At 76.1% G+C, this 20,479-nt stretch carries 14 protein-coding genes and 1 tRNA gene; 6 read left to right on the top strand and 9 right to left on the bottom strand.

From position 1 onward, the window contains the following. Nucleotides 1-24: 24 nt before the first annotated feature. The gene (locus tag CP974_RS25695) at nt 25-912 is read right to left on the bottom strand and encodes a tRNA-dependent cyclodipeptide synthase (protein ID WP_085921575.1); all 888 of its coding nucleotides are present in this window, start codon (nt 910-912) and stop codon (nt 25-27) included. 310 nt (nt 913-1,222) lie between these two features. Here CP974_RS25695 and CP974_RS25690 point away from each other — a divergent pair, with 310 nt between their 5' ends. Next, entirely contained in the window at nt 1,223-2,143 is a 921-nt protein-coding gene (locus tag CP974_RS25690) for a LysR family transcriptional regulator (protein WP_051839021.1), read from the top strand. Further along, nucleotides 2,130-3,095 (top strand): LysR family transcriptional regulator, encoded by a 966-nt coding sequence (locus CP974_RS25685; protein WP_140160878.1) that lies wholly within the window; start codon nt 2,130-2,132, stop codon nt 3,093-3,095. Before CP974_RS25690 ends, CP974_RS25685 begins: the two co-directional genes overlap by 14 nt. A gap of 102 nt (nt 3,096-3,197) precedes the next feature. Here the strand turns inward: CP974_RS25685 and CP974_RS25680 are convergent. After that, nucleotides 3,198-3,268, bottom strand: a tRNA-Cys gene (locus CP974_RS25680). A 308-nt stretch (nt 3,269-3,576) separates the two neighbouring features. Between CP974_RS25680 and CP974_RS25675 the strand changes: the two genes are divergently transcribed. Further along, complete coding sequence (locus tag CP974_RS25675) at nt 3,577-5,106, top strand: MFS transporter (protein ID WP_037936789.1); 1,530 nt, start codon at nt 3,577-3,579, stop codon at nt 5,104-5,106. A gap of 46 nt (nt 5,107-5,152) precedes the next feature. Here the strand turns inward: CP974_RS25675 and CP974_RS25670 are convergent, their stop codons facing one another. The 7 genes from CP974_RS25670 to CP974_RS25640 form a co-directional block, all read right to left on the bottom strand. Continuing rightward, entirely contained in the window at nt 5,153-6,355 is a 1,203-nt protein-coding gene (locus CP974_RS25670) for an NAD(P)/FAD-dependent oxidoreductase (protein WP_031129210.1), read from the bottom strand. 199 nt (nt 6,356-6,554) lie between these two features. Further along, nucleotides 6,555-7,322: a respiratory nitrate reductase subunit gamma gene (gene narI, locus CP974_RS25665; RefSeq protein ID WP_051839026.1), complete on the bottom strand. Its 768-nt coding sequence runs from the start codon at nt 7,320-7,322 to the stop codon at nt 6,555-6,557. Further along, a complete protein-coding gene (gene narJ, locus CP974_RS25660) occupies nt 7,319-8,035 on the bottom strand; it encodes a nitrate reductase molybdenum cofactor assembly chaperone (protein ID WP_223844440.1) in 717 nt (238 codons plus the stop codon). The genes narI and narJ overlap by 4 nt, the downstream gene beginning before the upstream one ends. Beyond that, nucleotides 8,032-9,816: a nitrate reductase subunit beta gene (narH, locus tag CP974_RS25655; protein ID WP_031129213.1), complete on the bottom strand. Its 1,785-nt coding sequence runs from the start codon at nt 9,814-9,816 to the stop codon at nt 8,032-8,034. Before narH ends, narJ begins: the two co-directional genes overlap by 4 nt. A gap of 1 nt (nt 9,817) precedes the next feature. Next, nucleotides 9,818-13,597 (bottom strand): nitrate reductase subunit alpha, encoded by a 3,780-nt coding sequence (locus CP974_RS25650; protein ID WP_085921500.1) that lies wholly within the window; start codon nt 13,595-13,597, stop codon nt 9,818-9,820. A gap of 417 nt (nt 13,598-14,014) precedes the next feature. Continuing rightward, entirely contained in the window at nt 14,015-15,223 is a 1,209-nt protein-coding gene (locus CP974_RS25645) for an MFS transporter (RefSeq protein ID WP_037936803.1), read from the bottom strand. 471 nt (nt 15,224-15,694) lie between these two features. Beyond that, entirely contained in the window at nt 15,695-16,618 is a 924-nt protein-coding gene (locus CP974_RS25640) for a universal stress protein (RefSeq protein WP_031129217.1), read from the bottom strand. A gap of 509 nt (nt 16,619-17,127) precedes the next feature. Here CP974_RS25640 and CP974_RS25635 point away from each other — a divergent pair. The 3 genes from CP974_RS25635 to CP974_RS25625 all read left to right on the top strand — a co-directional run bounded on the left by CP974_RS25635 (nt 17,128) and on the right by CP974_RS25625 (nt 20,135). Continuing rightward, a complete protein-coding gene (locus CP974_RS25635) occupies nt 17,128-17,970 on the top strand; it encodes a CBS domain-containing protein (protein ID WP_223844441.1) in 843 nt (280 codons plus the stop codon). Nucleotides 17,971-18,159: 189 nt separating this feature from the next. Continuing rightward, entirely contained in the window at nt 18,160-18,939 is a 780-nt protein-coding gene (locus CP974_RS25630) for a sigma 54 modulation/S30EA ribosomal C-terminal domain-containing protein (protein WP_031129219.1), read from the top strand. Between the two features lie 146 nt (nt 18,940-19,085). Next, nucleotides 19,086-20,135: a universal stress protein gene (locus CP974_RS25625; RefSeq protein WP_078915375.1), complete on the top strand. Its 1,050-nt coding sequence runs from the start codon at nt 19,086-19,088 to the stop codon at nt 20,133-20,135. Nucleotides 20,136-20,479: the final 344 nt, after the last annotated feature.

The following is a 20,479-nucleotide window of genomic DNA, read 5'->3' as shown; positions in this document are numbered from 1 at the left end:
GGCCGGCCGCCCCTCCGTCCTCTCTCAGCGCCGGGCACGGAGCGCCTCCCCGGCGGGGAGACCCCCGGTGGCCAGGCCCCCGGCGGTCAGGCCCCCCGCGGTCAGGCCCCCGGCGGTCAGGCCCCCGGTGGCCAGGCTCCCGGCGGGGGGACCCCCGGTGAAGACGCCCCCCGTGGCCGCCTCCCCCGCGAGGGCCCCGTCGGCCGGCCTCCCCTCGTGCAGGCCCGCGGCGGCGTCCTCCGGCGCCGGGTCGCGGACGACGAGGAAGCCCTGCGTGTCCGCCGGCTCCCAGCCCAGCTCGCGGCCGAAGAAGCGCTCCAGGAAGGGGACCCGCTGGTGGTAGGCGAAGAACGACGGGCGCCGGCCGGCGATCCCTCCCGCGTCGGCGAAGAGCGGCAGCTCCGCGAGGAAGTAGCGGACGGCGCCGTGCAGTTGCTCGACGGTCGGGGAGGTGCCCGGCGGCAGTCGCTGCTCCAGCACCCAGTGGGACGCTTCGAGGCAGGCGCTCCGGAAGCCCTGGTCGCGGCGGAAGCGCAGGCGGGCCTCGTTCAGCAGCGTCGTGTAGCGGGGCGAGCGCTCCAGCCGGTCCATGCCGAGGACCAGCCCGTCGGGGTCGGGGACGCCCAGCTCCCGCAGTGCGGAGCAGATCTTGTTGTGGACGTACTGCCCCTGCCGCCGCGCCTTGTGGCGCGCGCGGCCCGGCGGGTACCCCAGCGCCTCCAGCGTGTACGCGGCGACGGTGTCGGGCACGAAGAAGTGGACGTACGGGAAGCGCCGCAGGGACCACTCGGCGAGCCGGAGAAGCCGGGGCGCGCTGAAGTATCCGTTGAAAGGGCTTACGCCGACGCACACGTGCACGGCTTCGGGCAGGAGGGCGCCGCATCGCCCGGTCAATGGTTCAATCTCAAACATGTGTCACCTTCACGCAGTGATGCGAATGGTTCCCCCGACGCCGCCCCGAAGCAGGCCCGTGCGGCGATGAGTGGAATGGTGGCGACCTGCCCTCCGGTTGTGTACTGCCACGGTGTTATGCCATCCGGAAAACCCCGGCAGAACCCCGGCCGAATCCCCGCAGAAACCCCGGCCGGGCCGGGCGGATAACAGCGGTGGGTACTCGCGGGCCGACTGCCGGTGACATTTCCCGAGTCCCGGAATGCGCGGTGCGGAACGCGTGGCACCCGATCTCTGGTGCCAGGTAACGCGGACGGGTTTAAATACCGTCATGGACCTGCAATTTCGCCACTTACGGCAGCTCTGCGTCGTCTCGGAGACGGGCAGCCTGAACAAGGCCGCGGCCGCCCTGGGCCTTCCGCAGCCCGCCCTGAGCCGTCAGATACGCCGGCTGGAGCAGCTGTTCGGCGGGCCCCTGTTCGAGCGCGACCAGCACGGGGCCCGCCCCACGCCGCTGGGCACCACCGTCCTGGAGCACGCCCAGACGATCATCCGCTCCCTCGACGACCACGGGGAGCGCGTGCGCGACCACCGCTCGCCGTGCCGCCGGGTCCTGCGGGTCGGGGGGACGGCGTGCGGCGTGTTCTACGAGCCCCTCCTCGGCGCCCTGCGGAAGCTGCCCTCGGGCGAGCGCGTCCAGGTCGTCAGCCCCCACACCACCCGCGAGCTGATCGACCTGCTGCGGGAGGGCGAGATCGACATCGCCCTGCGCGACCACCAGTCGGCGGACGGGGCGCCGCCGCCGGGCGACGGCTCCATCGCCCACCTCCAGTGGGCCGAGAGCCCGGTGCTGCTGGCCGTGGCCGCCGACCGGCCGCCGGCCACCGCGGACCGGCTCACCATGGCGGACCTGGCGGGCGCGGAGTGGATCTCGTGCACCGGGCCGGACGCCTGCGACGAGGGGCTGCGCCGGCTCTGCGCCCGCTACGGCTTCGCCCCGCGCATCACCCACGACATCGTCGTCTCCGGCCCCCGCTGCCAGGTGATCCGCCATCAGGGCTGCGTGGCCCTGACCCAGGCGTACCGGCCCCTGCAACCGGGGGTGGTGCGCCGCCGCGTCGCCGACCTCGACATGCGCGTCCGCCATCTGGTGGCGTACCGCAGGGAAAGCTGGATCGCCGCCCGCGTCCCCCACCTCGCCGCCCTGCTCGCCGCCGCCCACCGCGACCTGTCGCGCCGTGCCGAGGCATGACGGGCACGGCCGGGGCGCCATGAACGTGGAGATCCAGGACCTGAGGGTGCTGCGGGCCGTCGCCGACACCGGGAGCCTGGCCGGGGCCGCGCGGGCGCTCGGCGTCAGCCAGGCCGCGGTCACCCGCCGCGTCCAGCAGCTGGAGCGGGCGGCCGGCTGCGCCGTACTGCGCCGCGACCACAGGGGCGCCCGCCTCACGTCCGCCGGGCGGCTGCTCCTGCGCTGCGCCGACGACCTCATCCCGAGGGTCGACCGCCTCCTCGCCGTCGGCGGGCGCGGCCCGGCCGGGCCGTCGGAGCGCCTGCGCGTCGGCGCCGCGCCGACGCCCGTGCTCCCCCTGGTGGCCGCCCACGCGGTGGAGGCGGGCGACAACGTGGAGCTGTGCCCCCTGTCCGTCCTGTGCGGGGAGCCGGCGGCCGGGGAGCCGGCGGCGGACCCCGGCGCCGCCCTGCCCGGCCTCTTCCGCCTCCACCGCCTGGACCTGGCCGTGGTGCGGCACTGCGCACCGGACGGGCCGCTCCCGGACGCGCTCGCGCACGCCGTGCTCGCCGAGGAGGACCTGCTGATCGGTGTGGCGGCCGGCCATCGGCTGGCCGCCCGCTCCTCGCTGGCGCTGCGGGACCTCGACGGCGAGGTGTGCGTCCTGGTCGGGGACCGCCGCCACGCCGACCTGCGCCGCCACTTCACGGCGGCCGTGCGGGGCGCCGGCGGGCACGTCGAGGTGCGGTGGGCCGGCGACGAGACCGAGGCGGCCGCACTGGCCTGCGCCGAGCGGGGAGCGCTGCCCGCCTACCCGCACCCCGCTCCGGTGCCCGGCATGGTGTACGTCCCGCTGGTCGACGCGGGGACCCGCCACCGCCTGCTGCTGGTCTGGCCGCCGCGGGGCCGGGCCGCCGGACGGGCGCCCGGCCTCGCGGACCGGGTCCGCGAGGCGTACCGGGGCGGGGCCTGAGCGCTGAGCCCCCGTGCCGGGCGGCCGGGCGCCCGGCACGGCAGGAGCTTCCCGGCACGCCAGGAGCTCCGCCCGCCGCTGCGGGAGCGGCGGGCGGAGCGGAGGTGGAGACAGGATTCGAACCTGTGTGAACGGCTCTGCGGGCCGTCGCCTCGCCTCTCGGCCACTCCACCGGGCAGGGAAATCCGGCGCATTGGGGCGCATCCGGGTCCGGGGGTATTCCCGCGAACCGCGCGACGCACCCGCCGACGGAATTCACCAGGCGCCGGGCCTTTCGCTCCGGCACCGGAACCGTAGCAGCCCCCGCCCGCCGGCGGGAACCCTTGCCGCGCCTTTCCCGGGAGGACGGCATGACATTCGGCTGGAATTGCCCTCATGCCTTTCACGGGCGACGTCATGCCTTTTCGGTATACCCGTCGACACGCCTCCGGCGGCGGCGGTTGACTTCCCGGAAAGTCGGACGGACGAGAAAAGGGGCGGCATGACCGGCAACGGCTCCTCGGCGGTACGCACCTGGTGGGCTTTCGCGGGTCTGGGCACGCTGAGCTTTCTCGGCTGCGTCGACCTGACCATCGTGAGCACGGTCGCGCCGGTCGTGCAGCAGGACCTCGGGGCGACGGTCACCGAACTGCAGTTGATCGTGAACGCCTTCGTCGTCGCGCTGTCCACCGGCATGGTGGCGGCGGGCCGGCTCGCCGACGGGCACGGCCGCCGGAAGGTCCTGTACGCCGGGGCCGTCGTCTTCGCCGCGGCCTCCCTGGGCGCCGGGTGCGCACCCACACCGGGATGGCTGATCGCCGCCCGCTTCCTCCAGGGAGCCGCCTGCGCGGTGCTGTACACCGCGACCGGTGCCCTCGTCGCGGCGATCTTCCCGCCGGAGCGGCGGGGCAGGGCGATCGGCTGCCTCTACGGGGTCAACGGGCTCGGCCTGGCCCTGGGCCCGGTCCTGGGCGGCCTCCTCGTCGGGTCGGCGGGGTGGCCCTGGGTCTTCTGGCTGAACGTGCCGCTCGTCGCGGCGGCGCTCGCGGTGTGCGTCCCCACCGTGCCGGAGTCCTACGGGGAGCGGATGGCCGGCGGGATGGACTGGCCCGGTCTGGCGCTGCTCTGCCTGTCCGTGCCCTGCCTCGTCCTGGCGCTGTCCCTGGGGCACCTGTGGGGATGGTCGTCGCCGGGCACCCTCGCCCTCCTCCTGTGCGGTGGCGCCGCCCTCGGCGGGCTGCGCGCGGTGGAGGCCCGTGCCCGCGACCCGCTGATCCGGTTCGGGCTGTTCCGGGAGCGGGCCTTCCTGGCCGCCGTCTCGGCCGACTTCGCGCTGGCCTTCTTCTACTGCGTCGTCCTCTTCCTGACACCGCTGTACCTGCACACCGTCCGCGGCTTCGACGGGCACACCACCGGCCTGCTGCTGCTTCCCTGCACCGCCGCCGTGGCGGTGCTCTCCCCCTTCGTGGGCCGTCTCGTCGACCGCCACGGGCCGCGCCGGATGCTGTGCCTCGGCTTCCTGGCCCTCGCCCTGTCCGCGCTGGCCCAGACCCGGTTGACGCCCGGCAGCGCCCTGCCCGCGGTCGTGTCGGCGCTCGTGGCGATGGGGGTGGGCTGGGCCCTGATCCTGGGGCCGGCCACCGTCGCCGCGCTGTCCGCCGCGCCCGGCCATCTGGCCGGTACGGCGGTCGGCGCCTCGTGGACCTGCCACAACCTCGGGGGCGCGCTGGGTCTGGCCGTCGGCATGGAGGTCCACCGGCTCGCGGCGCGGGCCTCGCTGGAGGACCGCCTGACCGGGCAGGGCGTGAGGCCCGGCGCCTGGACGGCCGACGTGGTGGAGAACCCGCAGGAGGGGCCCGCCCTCCTGACGGACCGCGCCGGGCTCTCCGCGGACCGGGCCGCCGACCTCTTCGGTGGCGCGTTCACCGACGGCGGCCGGGCGGCCATGTGGCTGCTGCTCGCGGTCTGCCTGGCCACCCTGGCCTTCCTCGCCTCCGGGCTCCGCCGGGACCGGAGGGGCCCGGCGAGGTAGCCGCGGTGCCGGGACCGCCCGGCCCGGCCCGGCCTCCGAAGGGGGGTCAGGCCAGGCCGCGGAGCATGAGGTTCCAGTAGAGGAAGGGGAGCCCGCGCCGCTTCAGGTACCACATGTCGGTGCGCTCGCGGACGGTGTCGATCACGGGGATGGACGGGGCGGGCCGCCCGCTGTAGTCGAACTCGGCGAGCAGCATCTTGGTGCGGGCCGTGGTCAGCGGGCACGAGGAGTAGCCGCCGTACGAGGCGGTCGGCTCCCGGCCGTCCAGCGCGGCCAGCAGGTTCTCGACCACGACCGGCGCCTGCTTGCGCACGGCGGCACCCGTCTTGGCGTTCGGGCTCGACGCGGCGTCGCCGAGGGCCCAGACGTCGGGGTACCGGACGTGCCGCAGCGTGTGCCGGTCCACCTCGACGTAGCCGGCCGGGTCGCCGGAGGCGGCGAGCGGGCCGCGCTTGATCCAGTCGGGGGCGCTCTGCGGCGGCACGAGGTGGGCCATGTCGTACGGCAGGGTCGACGTGCTCCCGGTGCCGAGGTCGGTGACGGTCACCTCGCGGGCCTCCGGGCGCACCTCGGTGACCTCGCTGCCGTAGTGGACGTGGATGCCGTACCGGCGGATGACCCCTTCGAGCACCCGCGCGAACTCCGGTACCCCGAAGACGGCGGCGCCCGGCAGGACGAGGTGGACGTCGATCCGGCCGAGGAGGCCCTGCTCGCGCCAGTAGTCGGCGGCGAGGTAGGCGATCTTCTGCGGGGCCCCGCCGCACTTGATGGCGCCCGACGGCATGCCGAACACGGCGGTCCCCGAGCGGGTCCGGCGGATGAAGCGCCAGGTCGCGGGGGCGGTACGGGCCAGGTAGTTGCTGGACAGGCCGTCCTCGCCGAGCCCGGCTTCGAGGCCCGGCACCCTGTCCCAGTCGAGCTGGATGCCGGGGCAGACGACGAGCTGGTCGTACGAGACGGTCCCGCCGTCGTCCAGCGCCACCTCCCGCGCCCCGGGGTCGACGGCCCGCGCCGCGCGGCGGATCCAGCGGACGCCGCGCGGCATGACGGAGTCCTGCGGGCGGACGCTCTCCTCCAGCGGCGCCCGGCCGCCGCCGACCAGCGTCCACAGCGGCTGGTAGTGGTGGCGGAGGCTGGGGTCGAGGACCGCGACGTCCCGCTCGCCCGCGCGGCGCAGCCGGGCCGCCACGGAGACGCCCGCGGACCCCGCCCCGATGATCACGATCCGGTGGTGCCGCCTGGTCGCCAAGGGAGCCCCCTCTGTATTCGGATGTCTGTGCGAGCACGGTCGCGGGCACGGTAGGGCCCGCGTCCCGGCCCGGGCAAGACCGCCCGCCGGAATCCGGACACCGGGCATCGCGTACCGGGCACGGGGCCGACCGCGGAAGGGGGCGGCGGCCACAGAAGGGATCACGTACACCGGAGAAGGGGGCAGGGGCGGCCGGCGGCTATCCGGTGCGTTCCCAGCCGCGGCGCGGGGCGCGCGTGCCGAGGGCCGTGTCGCGGCTGCGGTAGACGATGTAGGGGCGGGTCAGGTAGCCCAGCGGCGCGGTGAGCATGTGGACCAGGCGGGTGAAGGGCCAGGCGGTGAAGAGCAGCAGCGCGCTCAGCGCGTGCAGCTGGAACAGGACCGGCGCGCCGGCCATCAGGGCCGGGTCGGGCCGGAGGAGGAAGATCGAGCGGAACCAGGGTGAGACGGTCTCGCGGTAGTCGTGGCCGCCGCCGACGGCGTTGGCGGCGGCCGTCGCGGCCAGGCCGAGCACGATGGTCACCGTGAGCAGGGCGTACATGGCCTTGTCGTTGCGGGTGGTGGCCGAGAAGACCGGGCCGACCGTGCGGCGGCGGTAGACGAGGACGGCCAGGCCGCCCAGGGTGCAGACCCCCGCGACCGTGCCCAGGACCACGGCGGTGACGTGGTACGTGTGCTCGCCGACACCGGCGGCCTCGGTCCAGCTCTTGGGGACGAGCAGGCCGCCGACGTGCCCCAGGAGGACCACCAGGATGCCGAAGTGGAACAGGGGGCTGCCGATGCGCAGCAGCCGGCTCTCGTAGAGCTGCGAGGAGCGGGTCGTCCAGCCGAACTTGTCGTAGCGGTAGCGCCAGACGTGTCCGAGGACGAAGACGGCCAGGGCGACGTACGGCAGGACGGCCCACAGCAGGACGCCGCCGGTGCCGGTCTCCGCCGCCAGGGCGAGGGGGCGCGCGGGTACGGTCATCGGGGTCCCCCCGCGGCGGCGCCGGGCGGGAAGGACGGGGGCGCGTACGGGTCGAGGCCCACGTGCTCCTCGGGCGGGCCCTCGGCGGCGAGCCGGGCGACGGCCGCGCGCTCGTCGCCCGCCAGGCCGGGCAGGGTGGCCGAGACGGAGTCCAGCAGCGCCGCCCACGGCGAACGCTCCTCGCGCAGGGCCAGGCGCAGCAGCTCCACGCCCGCGCGGTGCTCGGTGAGCAGCCGGTGCCCCGCGAGGGGTTCCGCGGCGGCGAACTCCAGGACGACGGCGAGGTGGTCGGGGAGTTCGCCGTCGTCCAGCCGCCATCCGGCGGCGGCGTAGGCCCGTTTCACGCGGAGCAGCGCGATGCCGCGCCTCCGGGTGTCGCCGTGGGCGTAGTAGGTGAGGTAGGGGCAGCAGCGCCTCTGGTGGTCGAAGGCGGCGACGTACGCCGCCGCCAGTTCGGCCGGGGCGGACCGCTCGGCGTGCGCGGTGAAGCCGAGCAGCGGGTCCCGGACCCGGTCGGGGAGGACCTCGGCGACCCGGCGGGCCAGGGCCAGATGCGGCGTGAACGCGTCGTCCGGGTAGGCGAGCAGCAGGGACTGGACCTGCCACGCCGCGGCGCGCCACGGCTCCGGGCGGGCCCGGAGGTCTCGGAGGGCGCGCAGGCGGGGTGTGCGGGCGCCGGATGTGCGGGCGGCGGGCTTGAGCGTGCTCTTCACGGCCGGGGCCGCCTTTCTCCGTCGCCGCCGGGGCCGGGGCCGGGGCCGGGGCCGGGGGGAGCGTCGGGGTCGGTGGGGCCGGCGCCGCCGGGGGCGTCGGGGCCGGGGGTCTCGCGGGGTGGGAAGAGTCCGGGCGGTGTGCTCCTGCCGTCCCAGTTCAGGAGGTTGACGCGGGTGCGCCCGTCCGCCGGGACGGCGTGGGTGTCGGCGCGCTGCCGGTCGCGCAGCGCCCGGTAGTTCTCCACCGCGACGGGCGCGGCGCCGCCGGAGCTCTCGCCGAACGGCCCGGAGCCGCCCATGCCCGGGCCGCCCTCGTAGTCGAGGCTGCACTCGGTGGCCAGCTCCTCCAGGCGGTGGGCCTGTTCGGCGTGGGCGGGCGGGATGACGTACCGCTCGTCGTACTTGGCGAGGGCGAGCAGCCGGTACATGTCGTACATCCGCTCCTCGTCCATGCCGACGGACGCCGGGATGGCGGCGTCCGGTGCGCGGCCCAGGTTGATGTCGCGCATGTAGGAGCGCATGGCGGCCAGGCGCTGCAGCACCGCCTCGACGGGGGCCGGGTCGCCGGCGGTGAAGAGCCCGGCGAGGTAGTCGACGGGGATGCGCAGGGCGTCGACGGCGGCGAAGAGGGTGCGGTGGTCCTCGGCGTCGTGACCGGTGCCGCGGACCGCGTCGACGACCGGGGAGAGCGGTGGGATGTACCAGACCATGGGGAGGGTGCGGTACTCCGGGTGCAGCGGCAGGGCCACCCGGTAGGTGTCGATCAGGGCGTGGACCGGGGAGCGCTGCGCGGCGTCGATCCAGTCGCGGGGGATGCCGGCCCGCTCCGCCGCCCGTACGACCGCGGGGTCGCGCGGGTCGAGGAAGACCTCCCGCTGCGCCTCGTAGAGGCCGGTGTCGTCGGGGGTGGCGGCGGCCTGGAGGACGCGGTCGGCGTCGTAGAGGACGAGGCCGATGTAGCGCAGGCGGCCGACGCAGGTCTCGGAGCAGACGGTGGGCAGGCCCACCTCGACGCGCGGGAAGCAGAAGGTGCACTTCTCCGCCTTGCCGGTGCGGTGGTTGAAGTAGACCTTCTTGTACGGGCAGCCGGTGACGCACATCCGCCAGCCGCGGCAGCGGTCCTGGTCGACCAGGACGATGCCGTCCTCCTCCCGCTTGTAGATCGCGCCGGAGGGGCAGGAGGCCGCGCAGGACGGGTTGAGGCAGTGCTCGCAGATCCTGGGCAGGTAGAACATGAAGGTCTGCTCGAACTCGAACCTGATCTTCTCGGAGACCTCGTTCAGCAGGACGTCGTTGTCACGGGTGGCGGCCGAGCCGCCGAGGTCGTCGTCCCAGTTGGCCGACCAGGAGATCTTCATGTCCTTGCCGGTGATGAGGGATCTGGGGCGGGCGACGGGGGTGTGCTCCCCCAGCGGGGCGTCGGTCAGGGTCTCGTAGTCGTACGTCCACGGCTCGTAGTAGTCGTCGAGGGCGGGCAGCCTGGGGTTGGAGAAGATCTGGACGAGCTTCCTGAAGCGGCCGCCGGCCTTGAGCGCCAGGTTCCCGCGCTTGTCGACCTCCCAGCCGCCCCGCCAGGTCTCCTGGTCCTCGTAGCGGCGCGGGTACCCCTGGCCGGGGCGGGTCTCGACGTTGTTGAACCACACGTACTCGACGCCGGTGCGGTTGGTCCACGCCTGCTTGCAGGTGACGGAGCAGGTGTGGCAGCCGATGCACTTGTCGAGGTTCATCACCATCGCCATCTGGGCCATGACCCGTCCGATGGACGCTTCGCCGCGTGGCATGTCAGTACGTCACCTCCTGGTTCGCGCGGCGCCGCACGACGGTGACCTCGTCGCGCTGGTTGCCGGTCGGGCCGAGGTAGTTGAAGGCGTAGGAGAGCTGGGCGTAGCCGCCGACGAGGTGGGTGGGCTTGATCAGCAGGCGGGTGAGGGAGTTGTGGATGCCGCCGCGCCGGCCGGTGGTCTCGGTGCGGGGCACGTCGATGAGCCGGTCCTGGGCGTGGTGCATGTAGACGGTGCCCTCGGGCATGCGGTGCGAGACGACCGCGCGGGCGGCGACGGCACCGTTGCGGTTGACCGCCTCGATCCAGTCGTTGTCCGCCACGCCGATCCTCGCCGCGTCGCGGTCGCTCATCCAGATCGTCGGGCCGCCCCTCGACAGCGACAGCATGAGCAGGTTGTCCTGGTACTCGGAGTGGATGGACCACTTGTTGTGCGGGGTCAGGTAGCGCACGGTGAGGCCGAGCTCCCCGGTGTCGCCGACGCGGGGCTCGCCGAAGAGGACGTGCATGTCGAGCGGCGGCCGGTAGACGGGCAGTTGCTCGCCGAGCGCGGCGATCCAGTCGTGGTCGAGGTAGAAGTGCTGGCGCCCGGTGAGGGTGTGCCAGGGCTTGAGGCGCTCGACGTTGACGGTGAAGGGCGAGTAGCGGCGCCCGCCGGTCTCCGAGCCGGACCACTCGGGGGAGGTGATCACGGGGACGGGGGCGGCCTGGGTGTCGGCGAAGGTGATCCGCCGCCCCTGGTGCTCGGCGGCGAGGTCGGCCAGGCGGGTGCCGGTGCGCGCCTCCAGGGTGCGGAAGCCCTGGACGGCGAGGTGGCCGTTGGTGGTGCCGGACAGGGCGAGGATCGCCTCGCAGGCGTCGGTGTCGCGGGCGATCGACGGCCGTCCGGCGGCGGTCCCGCCGCGTACGGTGCCGTTCTTGTGCCGCAGGTACTCCAGCTCCCGGCCGACGTCGAAGGTGACGCCCTTGGTCGTGGCCCCGAGGGTGTCCAGGAGCGGGCCGAGGGCGGCCATCCGGTCCGCGACGGCGCCGTAGTCGCGTTCGACGGTGACGAGCCTGGGCAGGGTGCGGCCGGGTACGGGGTCGCACTCGCCCGCCTTCCAGTCGCGGACCCGGCCGTGCGGGGTGGCCAGTTCGTCGGGGGTGTCGTGCAGCAGCGGGGCGGCCACCACGTCCCTGCGCACGCCCAGGTGCCGGGCGGCCTGGCGGCTGAACTCCGCGGCGAGGGTGTGGAAGGCGTCCCAGTCGGTGCGGGTCTGCCAGGGCGGGGCGATGGCCGGGTTGAAGGCGTGCACGAAGGGGTGCATGTCCGTGCTGGACAGGTCGTGCTTCTCGTACCAGGTGGCGGCGGGCAGCACCACGTCCGAGTACAGGGTGGTGCTGGTCATGCGGAAGTCCAGGGTGAGCAGCAGGTCGAGCTTGCCGGTGGGCGCCTCCTCGCGCCACACCACGTCGCGGGGCCGTGCCCGAGGCGGTGCCTCGGCGGCGCGGACGGCGGAGTCGGTGCCCAGCAGGTGCCTCAGGAAGTACTCGTCGCCCTTCGCCGACGAGCCGAGCAGGTTCGCCCGCCACACCGTCAGGACCCGCGGGAAGTTCTCCGGGGCGTCCGGGTCCTCGCACGCGAACCGCAGCCGCCCGGCCTTCAGTTCCCCGACGACGTGCTCGGCGACCGGGCGGCCGGCGCTCTCCGCCTCGTCGGCGAGGTCGAGCGGGTTGCGGTCGAAGGTGGGGTAGGACGGCATCCAGCCCAGTCGCGCCGACTGCGCGATCACGTCCGCCGTGGACCTCCCGGCGAACGGCCCGTCCGCGCCGGCCGCGGCGAGGGTGGCGGCGGAGAACGGGTCGTAGCGGAACTGGTCGCCGTTCAGGTACCAGTACGCGGTCTGGATCATGAGCCGGGCGGGCCGGTTCCAGTCCGCGGCCGTGGCGATCGCCGAGTAGCCGGTGAGCGGGCGGACCTTCTCCTGCCCGACGTAGTGCGCCCAGCCGCCGCCGTTGACGCCCTGGCAGCCGGTGAGCGCGGTCAGGGTCAGGAACGCCCGGTAGATGGTGTCGGAGTGGAACCAGTGGTTGGTCCCCGCCCCCATGATGATCATGGATCGGCCGCCGGACTCCTCCGCGTTGGCGGCGAACTCCCTGGCGACGCGCGCCGCCTGCCCGGCCGCCACGCCGGTGACCGCCTCCTGCCAGGCGGGGGTGTACGGCTCGGTGGCGTCGTCGTACCCGGCGGGCCACCGGCCGGGCAGGCCCTCTCGGGCCACCCCGTACTGGGCGAGCAGCAGGTCGTACACCGTGGTGACCAGGTGCCCGGCGATCCGGCGCACCGGTACGCCTCGCAGCAGCCGCCCGGCGGCCCCGTCGGGGGCGTCGAAGCGGGGCAGCTCGACGCGCACCGGGGGTTCGCCGCCGCCCTCGGCGGACAGCAGCGGGTCGGTGCCGCCCAGGTCGAGGTTCCACCGGCCGGCGCCCGCGTCGCCGTAGCGGTCGCCGAGCGTGCCGTTCGGCACCACCGGCCGCCCGGTGACGGCGTCCAGCAGCACGGTGCGGAAGGCGGCGTGCTCGGCCGCGGCGTGCTCGCCGCCGAGGTCGGCCGCGGTCAGGAACTTCCCCGGCCGGTACACGGCCGGCTCCCCGGCGGCCGGCTCCCCGGCGGCCCCCTCGTACGGCGCCCGGGGCCGCCGCCCGCGCGGGTCCTCCGGCTGCTCCGCCTGCTCCGGCTGCTCTGCCTGCTCTGCCTGCTCCAGTACGACCAGGAAGGGCAGGTCCGTGTAGCGCTTGACGTAGCCGGTGAAGTAGGGAACGGGCCGGTCGACGAAGAACTCCCGCAAGGTGACGTGTCCCATGGCCATCGCGAGGGCCCCGTCGGTGCCGGGCCGGGGCGCGAGCCACTCGTCGGCGAACTTGACGTTGTCCGCGTAGTCCGGCGACACCGCGACGACCTTCTGGCCCCGGTAGCGGGCCTCGGCCATCCAGTGGGCGTCCGGGGTGCGGGTCACCGGCAGGTTCGACCCCCACATGACCAGGTAGCCGGCGTCCCACCAGTCGCCCGACTCCGGCACGTCGGTCTGGTCGCCGAAGACCTGCGGCGAGGCGACCGGCAGATCGGCGTACCAGTCGTAGAAGGAGAGCATCGCCCCGCCGAGCAGCGAGTAGAAGCGGGCCCCGGCGGCGTGCGAGACCATCGACATCGCCGGGATCGGCGAGAACCCGGCCAGCCGGTCCGGACCGTACGCCTTGACGGTGTGCACGTGGGCGGCGGCGACCATCTCGACCGCCTCGTCCCAGCTCGCCCGGACCAGACCGCCCCTGCCGCGCGCGCTCTTGTAGCGGCGGGCGCGCTCCGGGTCGGACACGACGTCCGCCCAGGCGGCGACCGGGTCGCCGAGCCGGGCCCTGGCCTCGCGGTACATCTCCAGCAGCACCCCGCGCACATAGGGGTGGCGCACGCGGGTCGGCGAGTAGGTGTACCAGGAGAAGGCGGCGCCGCGCGGGCAGCCGCGCGGCTCGTACTCGGGGCGGTCCGGGCCGACCGACGGGTAGTCGGTCTGCTGGGCCTCCCAGGTGATGACGCCGTCCTTGACGTACACCTTCCACGAGCACGAGCCGGTGCAGTTCACGCCGTGCGTGGAGCGGACGACCCGGTCGTGTGACCAGCGGTCCCGGTAGAAGTCGTCGGCCTGCCGGCCGCCCTCGCGGTGGAGGGTGCGCAGGTCGTCGGAGACCTCGGCGCGCGTGAGGAAGCGGCGGGAGCGGACCAGCGCCTCCGTCAGCGCGCCGTCCAGCCGTGCCTGCCGTGCCCGCCGCGTGCGGCGTGCCCGCGCCGCCCCCGGTCCGGTTCCCGTGGCCACCGCCGCGCTCCTCCCCGGGCACACGTCCCGTTCGCGGTCCGGGCCCGTCCGGCGGCCCGCCGCTCCGCCTCTGCCACGGTCACCTGTGCCACGCTCGGCGGGGATCGACACCCCCGGTCCACCCTGTGGGGGCCGTACGGGTAGGGCGTTCACGCGTCCGCACGGCGGCTGACGGCCCGGCGGCCGGGCGGCGCGGCCCGGCCCGGCGGCCCGGCCCTCCTGGGCTGACGGGTGGGCCGTCGGGGGCGTGCCGGGGACCACCCGCCGGGGGCCCGTCCCCGTCGCCGGGCCGTCAGCCGCCGGGCGGGGCGGGGCCGGGCCGCCGGCCCTCAGCCGTCGGCCGGCCGTGGCTCACGCCGTGGTGCCCGCGGCGCGGTGGTCGCGCTGGGGGCCGGCGGGCGGGCGGCCGGCGCCCTCCACGGCGGCGCGCACCCCCGTCAGGGTGTAGACCAGCGCCGCCGCGGCCACGACCGCGAGCAGGGCGAGCCCGGCCGCGTACGTCTCGTACCGTCCGTACAGGGTGCCCATGACCAGCGGCGGCAGGAAGCCGCCCAGCCCGCCCGCCGCGCCGACCACACCGGTCACCGAGCCGACCCTGCCCGCCGGGGTCAGCAGGGCCACCAGGGCGAAGGTCGCCCCGCTGCCCGCGCCGAGCGCGGCGGCCATGGAGAGGAAGGCGACGGTGCCCAGCGGCGCCAGGGGCGGGGTGAACGCCTGTACGACCGCTCCGGCGACCACCACCGCCAGCGAACCGGCCAGGACCCGCACCGGGCCCAGCCGGTCGGAGAGCCAGCCGCCCACCGGGCGCATCGCCACCGCGAGCAGCACGAAGCCCGCCATGCGGTTCGCCGCGTCGGCCTGGGTCAGGCCGTAGCCCGTCCGGAGGTAGGTGGGCAGGTAGACGGAGAAGGCCACGTACCCGCCGAACGCCACGGCGTACAGCGCGGACGCCTGCCAGGTGACGGGAAGCCGGACGGTGGCGGCCAGGCGCCGGACCAGCGGCTCGGCCGGCACGGTGCGGCCGGGCGCGTCGCGCAGCAGGAGGGCCGCCACCACGGCGTAGGCGACGAGGACCCCGGCCGTGATCAGGAAGGGGGCCGGCATGGTGGTCGCGTCGACGAGCCGCACCGTCGTCAGGGCGCTGATCGCGGTGCCGCCCATGCCGGCGCCGAAGACGCCGATGGCGAGACCGCGCCGCTCGGGCGGGAACCAGGCGTTCACGAAGGGCACGCCCACGGCGAAGGCGGTGCCGCCGATGCCGAGGAAGAAGCCGCCGACGAGCAGGGCGGCGAACGAGGCGTGCCCGGCGAGTCCCAGGTAGAGCACCGGCACGACGGTGGCACCGGAGACGAGCGGGAACATCAGCCGGCCGCCGTACCTGTCGGTGAGCGCGCCGACCGGGATGCGGCCCAGCGAGCCGACCACGACCGGTACCGCGACCAGCAGCGACTGCTCGAACGAGGACAGGCCGAGATCGTCCTTGAACCGGGGGGCGAGCGGGCTGAGCAGCGCCCACGCCCAGAAGTTCACCGCGAAGCCGACCGTGGCGAGGGCGAGCATCAGCCACGCCCGGCCGGGCACCCGCGCCCCCGGCGGGCCGCCGCTCCCCGACTTCACCGGCTGGTCCATGTCGTCCGCCCTCTCCTCGTTCACGGTGGTACGACGCCACCGGGGCCGCCCGCGGCGCCACGGGGATCACTTTCCGCGTCATGGGTTCCCGGCGGCATGGGCCACGAGTCCCTGCCATTGGGCGGACGGCCCCGGCCCGGGGGCCCGGCCGTCCCTCACCGCCGGCACGCGCGGGGGCGCCCGGACAGGGCCCGGGGGCGGTGTCCGTCGGGGCGCGCGGCGGGGCGTCCGTCCGGGTGGTTCAGGCCCCGCCCCGGGTCCCCTCGGGGCGCCGTCCGGGCGGTTCGGACGCACGGCCCGGGGCCCCGGGACCGGGAGCCGAGCGCGGTTGCCGGAACGGCCCGGCCCCACCCGCCCGGCGATGGGCCGTACGGGTGGGGCCGGGGCCGGTGCGCCGGGCCGTCAGTCGTGCGGGACGACGGCCACGGGCGCCGGCGAGTGGTGCACCACGGCGTGGGTGACGGCCCCGATGTGGGTGCCGAACCGCGCGCGCCGGTTCTTGCGGCCCACCACGACGAGCCGGGCGTCGTGCGCCGCGTCCGCGAGGTCCTGGGCGGGCCGCCCCTGGTGGCAGTCGCGCAGGACCGGCACGCGGGGGTACTTGTCCGTCCACGGCACCAGTACCTCGTCGAGCGCGCGGCGGGCGTCCTCCTCCAGCTCGGTCAGGAGCATGGGCAGGGCCCCGCCCATGTCGGGCCCGTACACCGCGGCGGGGACGGTCCAGGCGTGCATCGCCCGGAGCGGGCAGCCGAACCGCTCGGCCGCGGCGAAGGCGAAGCCGAGCACCTCGTCGCAGGGACCGAACACGTCCAGGCCCACGACGACCTCCCCGGCCGGGAGGACGCCCCCGTCCCGCTCATCGGGTCCGCCGTGGAGCGGCTCCGCCGGGCCGTCCGCCCCGGGCGCCGGGCTGTTGTGCGGGCGGACGAGGACGACCGGGCGCCGGACGCGGGCCAGTACGGCCAGCGACACCGAACCGGCCAGGAAGCCCCGCAGACCCGTCAGGCCGCGGGAGCCCAGGACCAGCACCTCGGACTCCTGGGCGGCGGCGTCCAGCGTCTCCACGGGGTCGCCGGCGACCCACCGCGTCTCGACCCGGAGGTCCGGGTGGCGCCGGACCAGCCGCCGCCGCGCCGCGTCCAGCGTCCGCTCGCCCCAGCCACGCGCCGTCTCCTGGTCCACCAGGTGGGTGCGGGGGTCCTCCCCGCCCCAGACGTGGAGCAGCCGCAGCGCGACGGCCCGGCGGACGGCCTCCCCGGCGGCCCAGTCGACCGCGGCGAGGCTCTCTCTTGATCCGTCGACTCCGACGGTGACGGTGCGGGACATCCGGGGCTCCTCGGGGGCGTGGCGGGACGGCACTCCCACGATGCCCCGCCCCGCCGCGCCCCGCAGGGGCCACAGGTCCCGACCCGACCCGCCGAGGGCCCCGGAGCGCCCGCCGAGGGCCCCGGAGCGGGGGCGCGGACCGGACGGTGGGGGTCCGGCCCCACGGGGTCCGGGGTCCGAAGCGGGGGGACGGGGGCTGGTGGTGCCGTCCCGTCGCCCTGGTCGGTTACGACGCCCCCGCACCCGCCCTCCCGGCCGGCCGGGCCCATCGGCCCAGTGGTGGGGACCTGACCGGTTCTGTGCGGTGGCGGCCGCTCGCGGCACCGTGGAGTAGGGCGCGGGCCGATGTGCTCGGCGGTACGCGGCCGGGGGCGGCTCGGTGCCGCGGGGCCGGGCGCCGGGGCGCGTGCCGCCCCCGGTGGGCCGGGCGAGGGCCGGGGGCCGCGCCGTCCGCGTCCGCGATGTGTCGTGTCGGCGATGTGCCGTGTCCGTGATGTGTCGCGTCCGCGATGCGCACCAGCGTCGTACGGGTCGTACGGGAGGAGATGAGGAAGATGGTCGGGAACCGGACCGTGGGCGACGTGATGACCGGCGAGGTGGTGCAGGCGCGACCGGACACCTCCGTCGGTGAGCTGGCCCGGCTGCTGACCGTCCACCGGATCAGCGGCCTGCCCGTAGTGGACGAGGACGACAAGGTCGTCGGCGTCGTCTCGCAGACCGACCTCACCCGGCGGCAGGCGGCCGCGCCCCGCGGGGCCGTGCTCGGGCCGCGCCGGGTGCTGCGCGCCCTGCGGCGGATCGCCGGGCGCGGCCCCGCCGCCGCGCCCCGTACCGCGGGCGGGCTGATGACCAGCCCCGCGGTCACCGTCCACCCCGAGCAGCGGGTCGTCGACGCGGCGCGCCTCATGGAGCGCCGCCGGATCGACCGGCTGCCCGTGGTCGACGAGGAGGACCGCCTCATCGGGATCACGACGCGCCGGGACCTCCTGCGCGTCTTCCTCCGGAGCGACGAGGAGATCCTCGCGGACGTCGCCCGCGCCCTGCGGGCCGGTTCCCCGGCCGCGCCCGCGGTCAGCGTGGAGGTCGGCGACGGGGTGGTCACCCTCGCGGGCTCCCCGCCGCCCGGTGCCGACACGGCCGCCTGGGTCCTGGCCGCCTGGCAGGTGGACGGGGTGATCGGGGTGACGAGCCGGCTGACGGCCGGGCACGCGGGCCGGGGCGCGCCGGCCGGGGACGCGATGCCGGCCGGGGGCGCCATGCCGGCCGGGCGGCTCGCCGGGGGCACGGAGGCCGAGGCCCCCGGCCCGTGTCCGCCGCGGTACGACCGGGAGCGCCCCTCGGGTGTGGCCTGACGGGGCGGGGTGCCGGTGAGGCCGGGCGCCGCGCGGCCGTGAGGGCCGAAGGTCCCCTCGGAAGAGCCCGCGCGCAGGGGCCCGGCGCCCGTGCGGCGAGGGCCCGGTGGCTCCCCGCCGCGGGTCCGCTCGGCTCTCCCCCGGCGTACGGGCGGCCGACAGGCTGGGAGCGGACAAGGAGGGGTTGCCATGAGCGGTCTGAAGACCCGTCAGGAAGTCGACGTCCAGGTGCGGACCCGGGGGCGCGTCCCGCACAGCGCGGCGGAGTACGCCCAGGAGAAGGTGGCCGCCGTACTGGTCCACCTGAGCGAACCGGTGCTGGCCGCGCGGGTGAAGCTCACCCAGGTGGCCGGCACGCCGGAGGCGACGGCCCAGGCGATGGTGGACGTCAACGGCCGGCCGGTACGCGCCCATGTGGCCGCGACCACCCTGTTCGAGGCCGTCGACCTGCTGCAGGACCGGCTGCGGGCACGGCTCGCCCGCGTACGGCGGCACGCCTCGCGCGGGTCGGACCGCCACGGCCCGGACGAGCCGCGACCGGCCCCCGCCGGTGACGCGCACCGGCCGCGCCGGCGTCACGTACCGGCGGAGGAGCGCGGCGTGGTCCGCCGCAAGACGTTCTTCCTGGCCCGCCAGACCCCCGAGGACGCGGTGATCGACCTGGAGGCCATGGACCACGGCTTCTGGCTTTTCACGGACCTGGCGACCGGTCACGACAGCGTCGTCTACCGCGACCCCCGCACCGGCCGCCCCCGCATGGCGTCGCTGGGCACCCCGCGCCCCGAACGGGCCGGGGAGTTCACGGTCAGCGCCGCCCCCGTGCCCGCGAGCACGGTGGCCGGAGCCGTCCAGCGGCTGCGGCTCACCGGCCTGCCGTTCGTCTTCTTCAGGGACACGGCCACCGGCCGGGGCAGTGTGCTCTACCACCGCTACGACGGCCACTACGGCCTGATCACCCCCGCCCCGTGACCGGCCGGCGCACGGCGGGCACGTCCTGTGCCGGCCGCCCGCGCCGGTGCCGCCGCCGTGCCCGGCTCCCGACCGGACCGGCCCGAGCACCCCGGCCTCACCGACCGCGAACCGGCACCGTCGACCGCACCTCCCGGAGGAACCCCGTGCCAAGCCCCTCAAGCCCGTGGAGCCCGTCGAGCCCGTCGAGCCCGTCGAGCCCGTCGAGCCCGTCGAGCCGCAGCGTCGTCGCCGGTGTGGACGGCTCGGCCGAGTCGCTGGCCGCGGCGGAGTGGGCCGCCGCGGAGGCCCGGCGGCGGGCCCTGCCCCTGCGGATCGTGCACATCGGGCAGGACCGGGCGGCGTCCCTCGTCCGGCCGCCCATGACGGGCGCGGCGCCCGCGTCCGCCGGGGCGGTGCTCATCCGGCGCCGGCCCGGGCGCGTCCCCCGTGAGGTCGCCGAGCGGCTGCGGCGGGCCGCGCCCGGCCTGGACGTCGCCGTCGAGCAGGGCCCCGGGCGCCCCGCGCGGGCCCTGCTCCGGTCGGCGCGGGACGCGGAGGTGCTGGTCCTCGGCTCGCGGGGGCTCGGCGCGGTGGGCGGACTGCTCGCGGGCTCGGTGTCGCTGCCCGTCATCGCGCACGCGCCGTGCCCGGTCGTCGTCGTACGGGCGCGGGCGGCTGCCTGGCCCCCGCCCGGTCCGGCCGGGGACGTGCCCGGTGCGGCCGGGGACGTGCCCGGTGCGGCCGGGGACGTGCCCGGTGCGGCCGGGGACGCGGTGCCTGGGGGCGGGGAGGTGGTGCTCGGTCTCGACCTCGCCCGGCCGAGCGACGCGCTGGTCGGGTACGCCTTCGACGCCGCGGCCTCCCGCGGGGCCGCCCTCCGGGTCGTGCACGGCTGGAGCGCCGGGGCGGGACACGGCGGGTCCGGGTCCGCGTCCGCCGCGCCCGGCCCCGGCGGCGGGCCGTCGCGCCCCGGTACGCCCCCGCTCACCGGCGTGCTCCGCCCCTGGCGGGACATGTACGCCGAGGTGCCCGTGGCCGAGCAGTGCGTGGTCGGGTCTCCCGGCGAGCACCTGGCGGAGGCGGCGCGGGGCGCCTCACTGCTGGTCGTGGGGCGGCGGGTGCGCCACGCGGCGCTGGGGGCGCACATCGGCCCCGTCGCGCACGCGGTGCTGCGCCACTGCGCGGCGCCGGTGGCGGTCGTACCGCACGCCTGACCATGTGCCCGGCCGGACGGCCCTGGGGCACCCGCCCGTGCACCGGGGCCGGTGCGCGGGTGTACCCGGCCGTGCGCGGGGCTCGGGTCCGCCGGGGCGGTGAACGCGGTACGCGGACACGCCGTGCCGTGCGCCGCCCCGGCACCCCGGTGTGCCGGTACGCGGCGCCGGTACGCGGGTGTGCGGTGCCGCTGCCGCGCCCCGGGGCACTCCCGCACACCGCGCGGGCGGATCCGGGTCAGGATCTCCGCGTACCGCATCGCATGGCGGCTCTCCCCTCGGTCACCTCCCGGAGGCACTGCCATGCCCGCCTGGAACGGCGCCCCGGCGAGTTCGTCACCCGC

This window comes from Streptomyces fradiae ATCC 10745 = DSM 40063 (genome assembly GCF_008704425.1).
Taxonomy (GTDB): Bacteria; Actinomycetota; Actinomycetes; order Streptomycetales; family Streptomycetaceae; genus Streptomyces; species Streptomyces fradiae.
The sequence above is the reverse complement of the archived record's forward strand: the minus strand, read 5'-3'. Positions and strand labels throughout refer to the sequence as shown.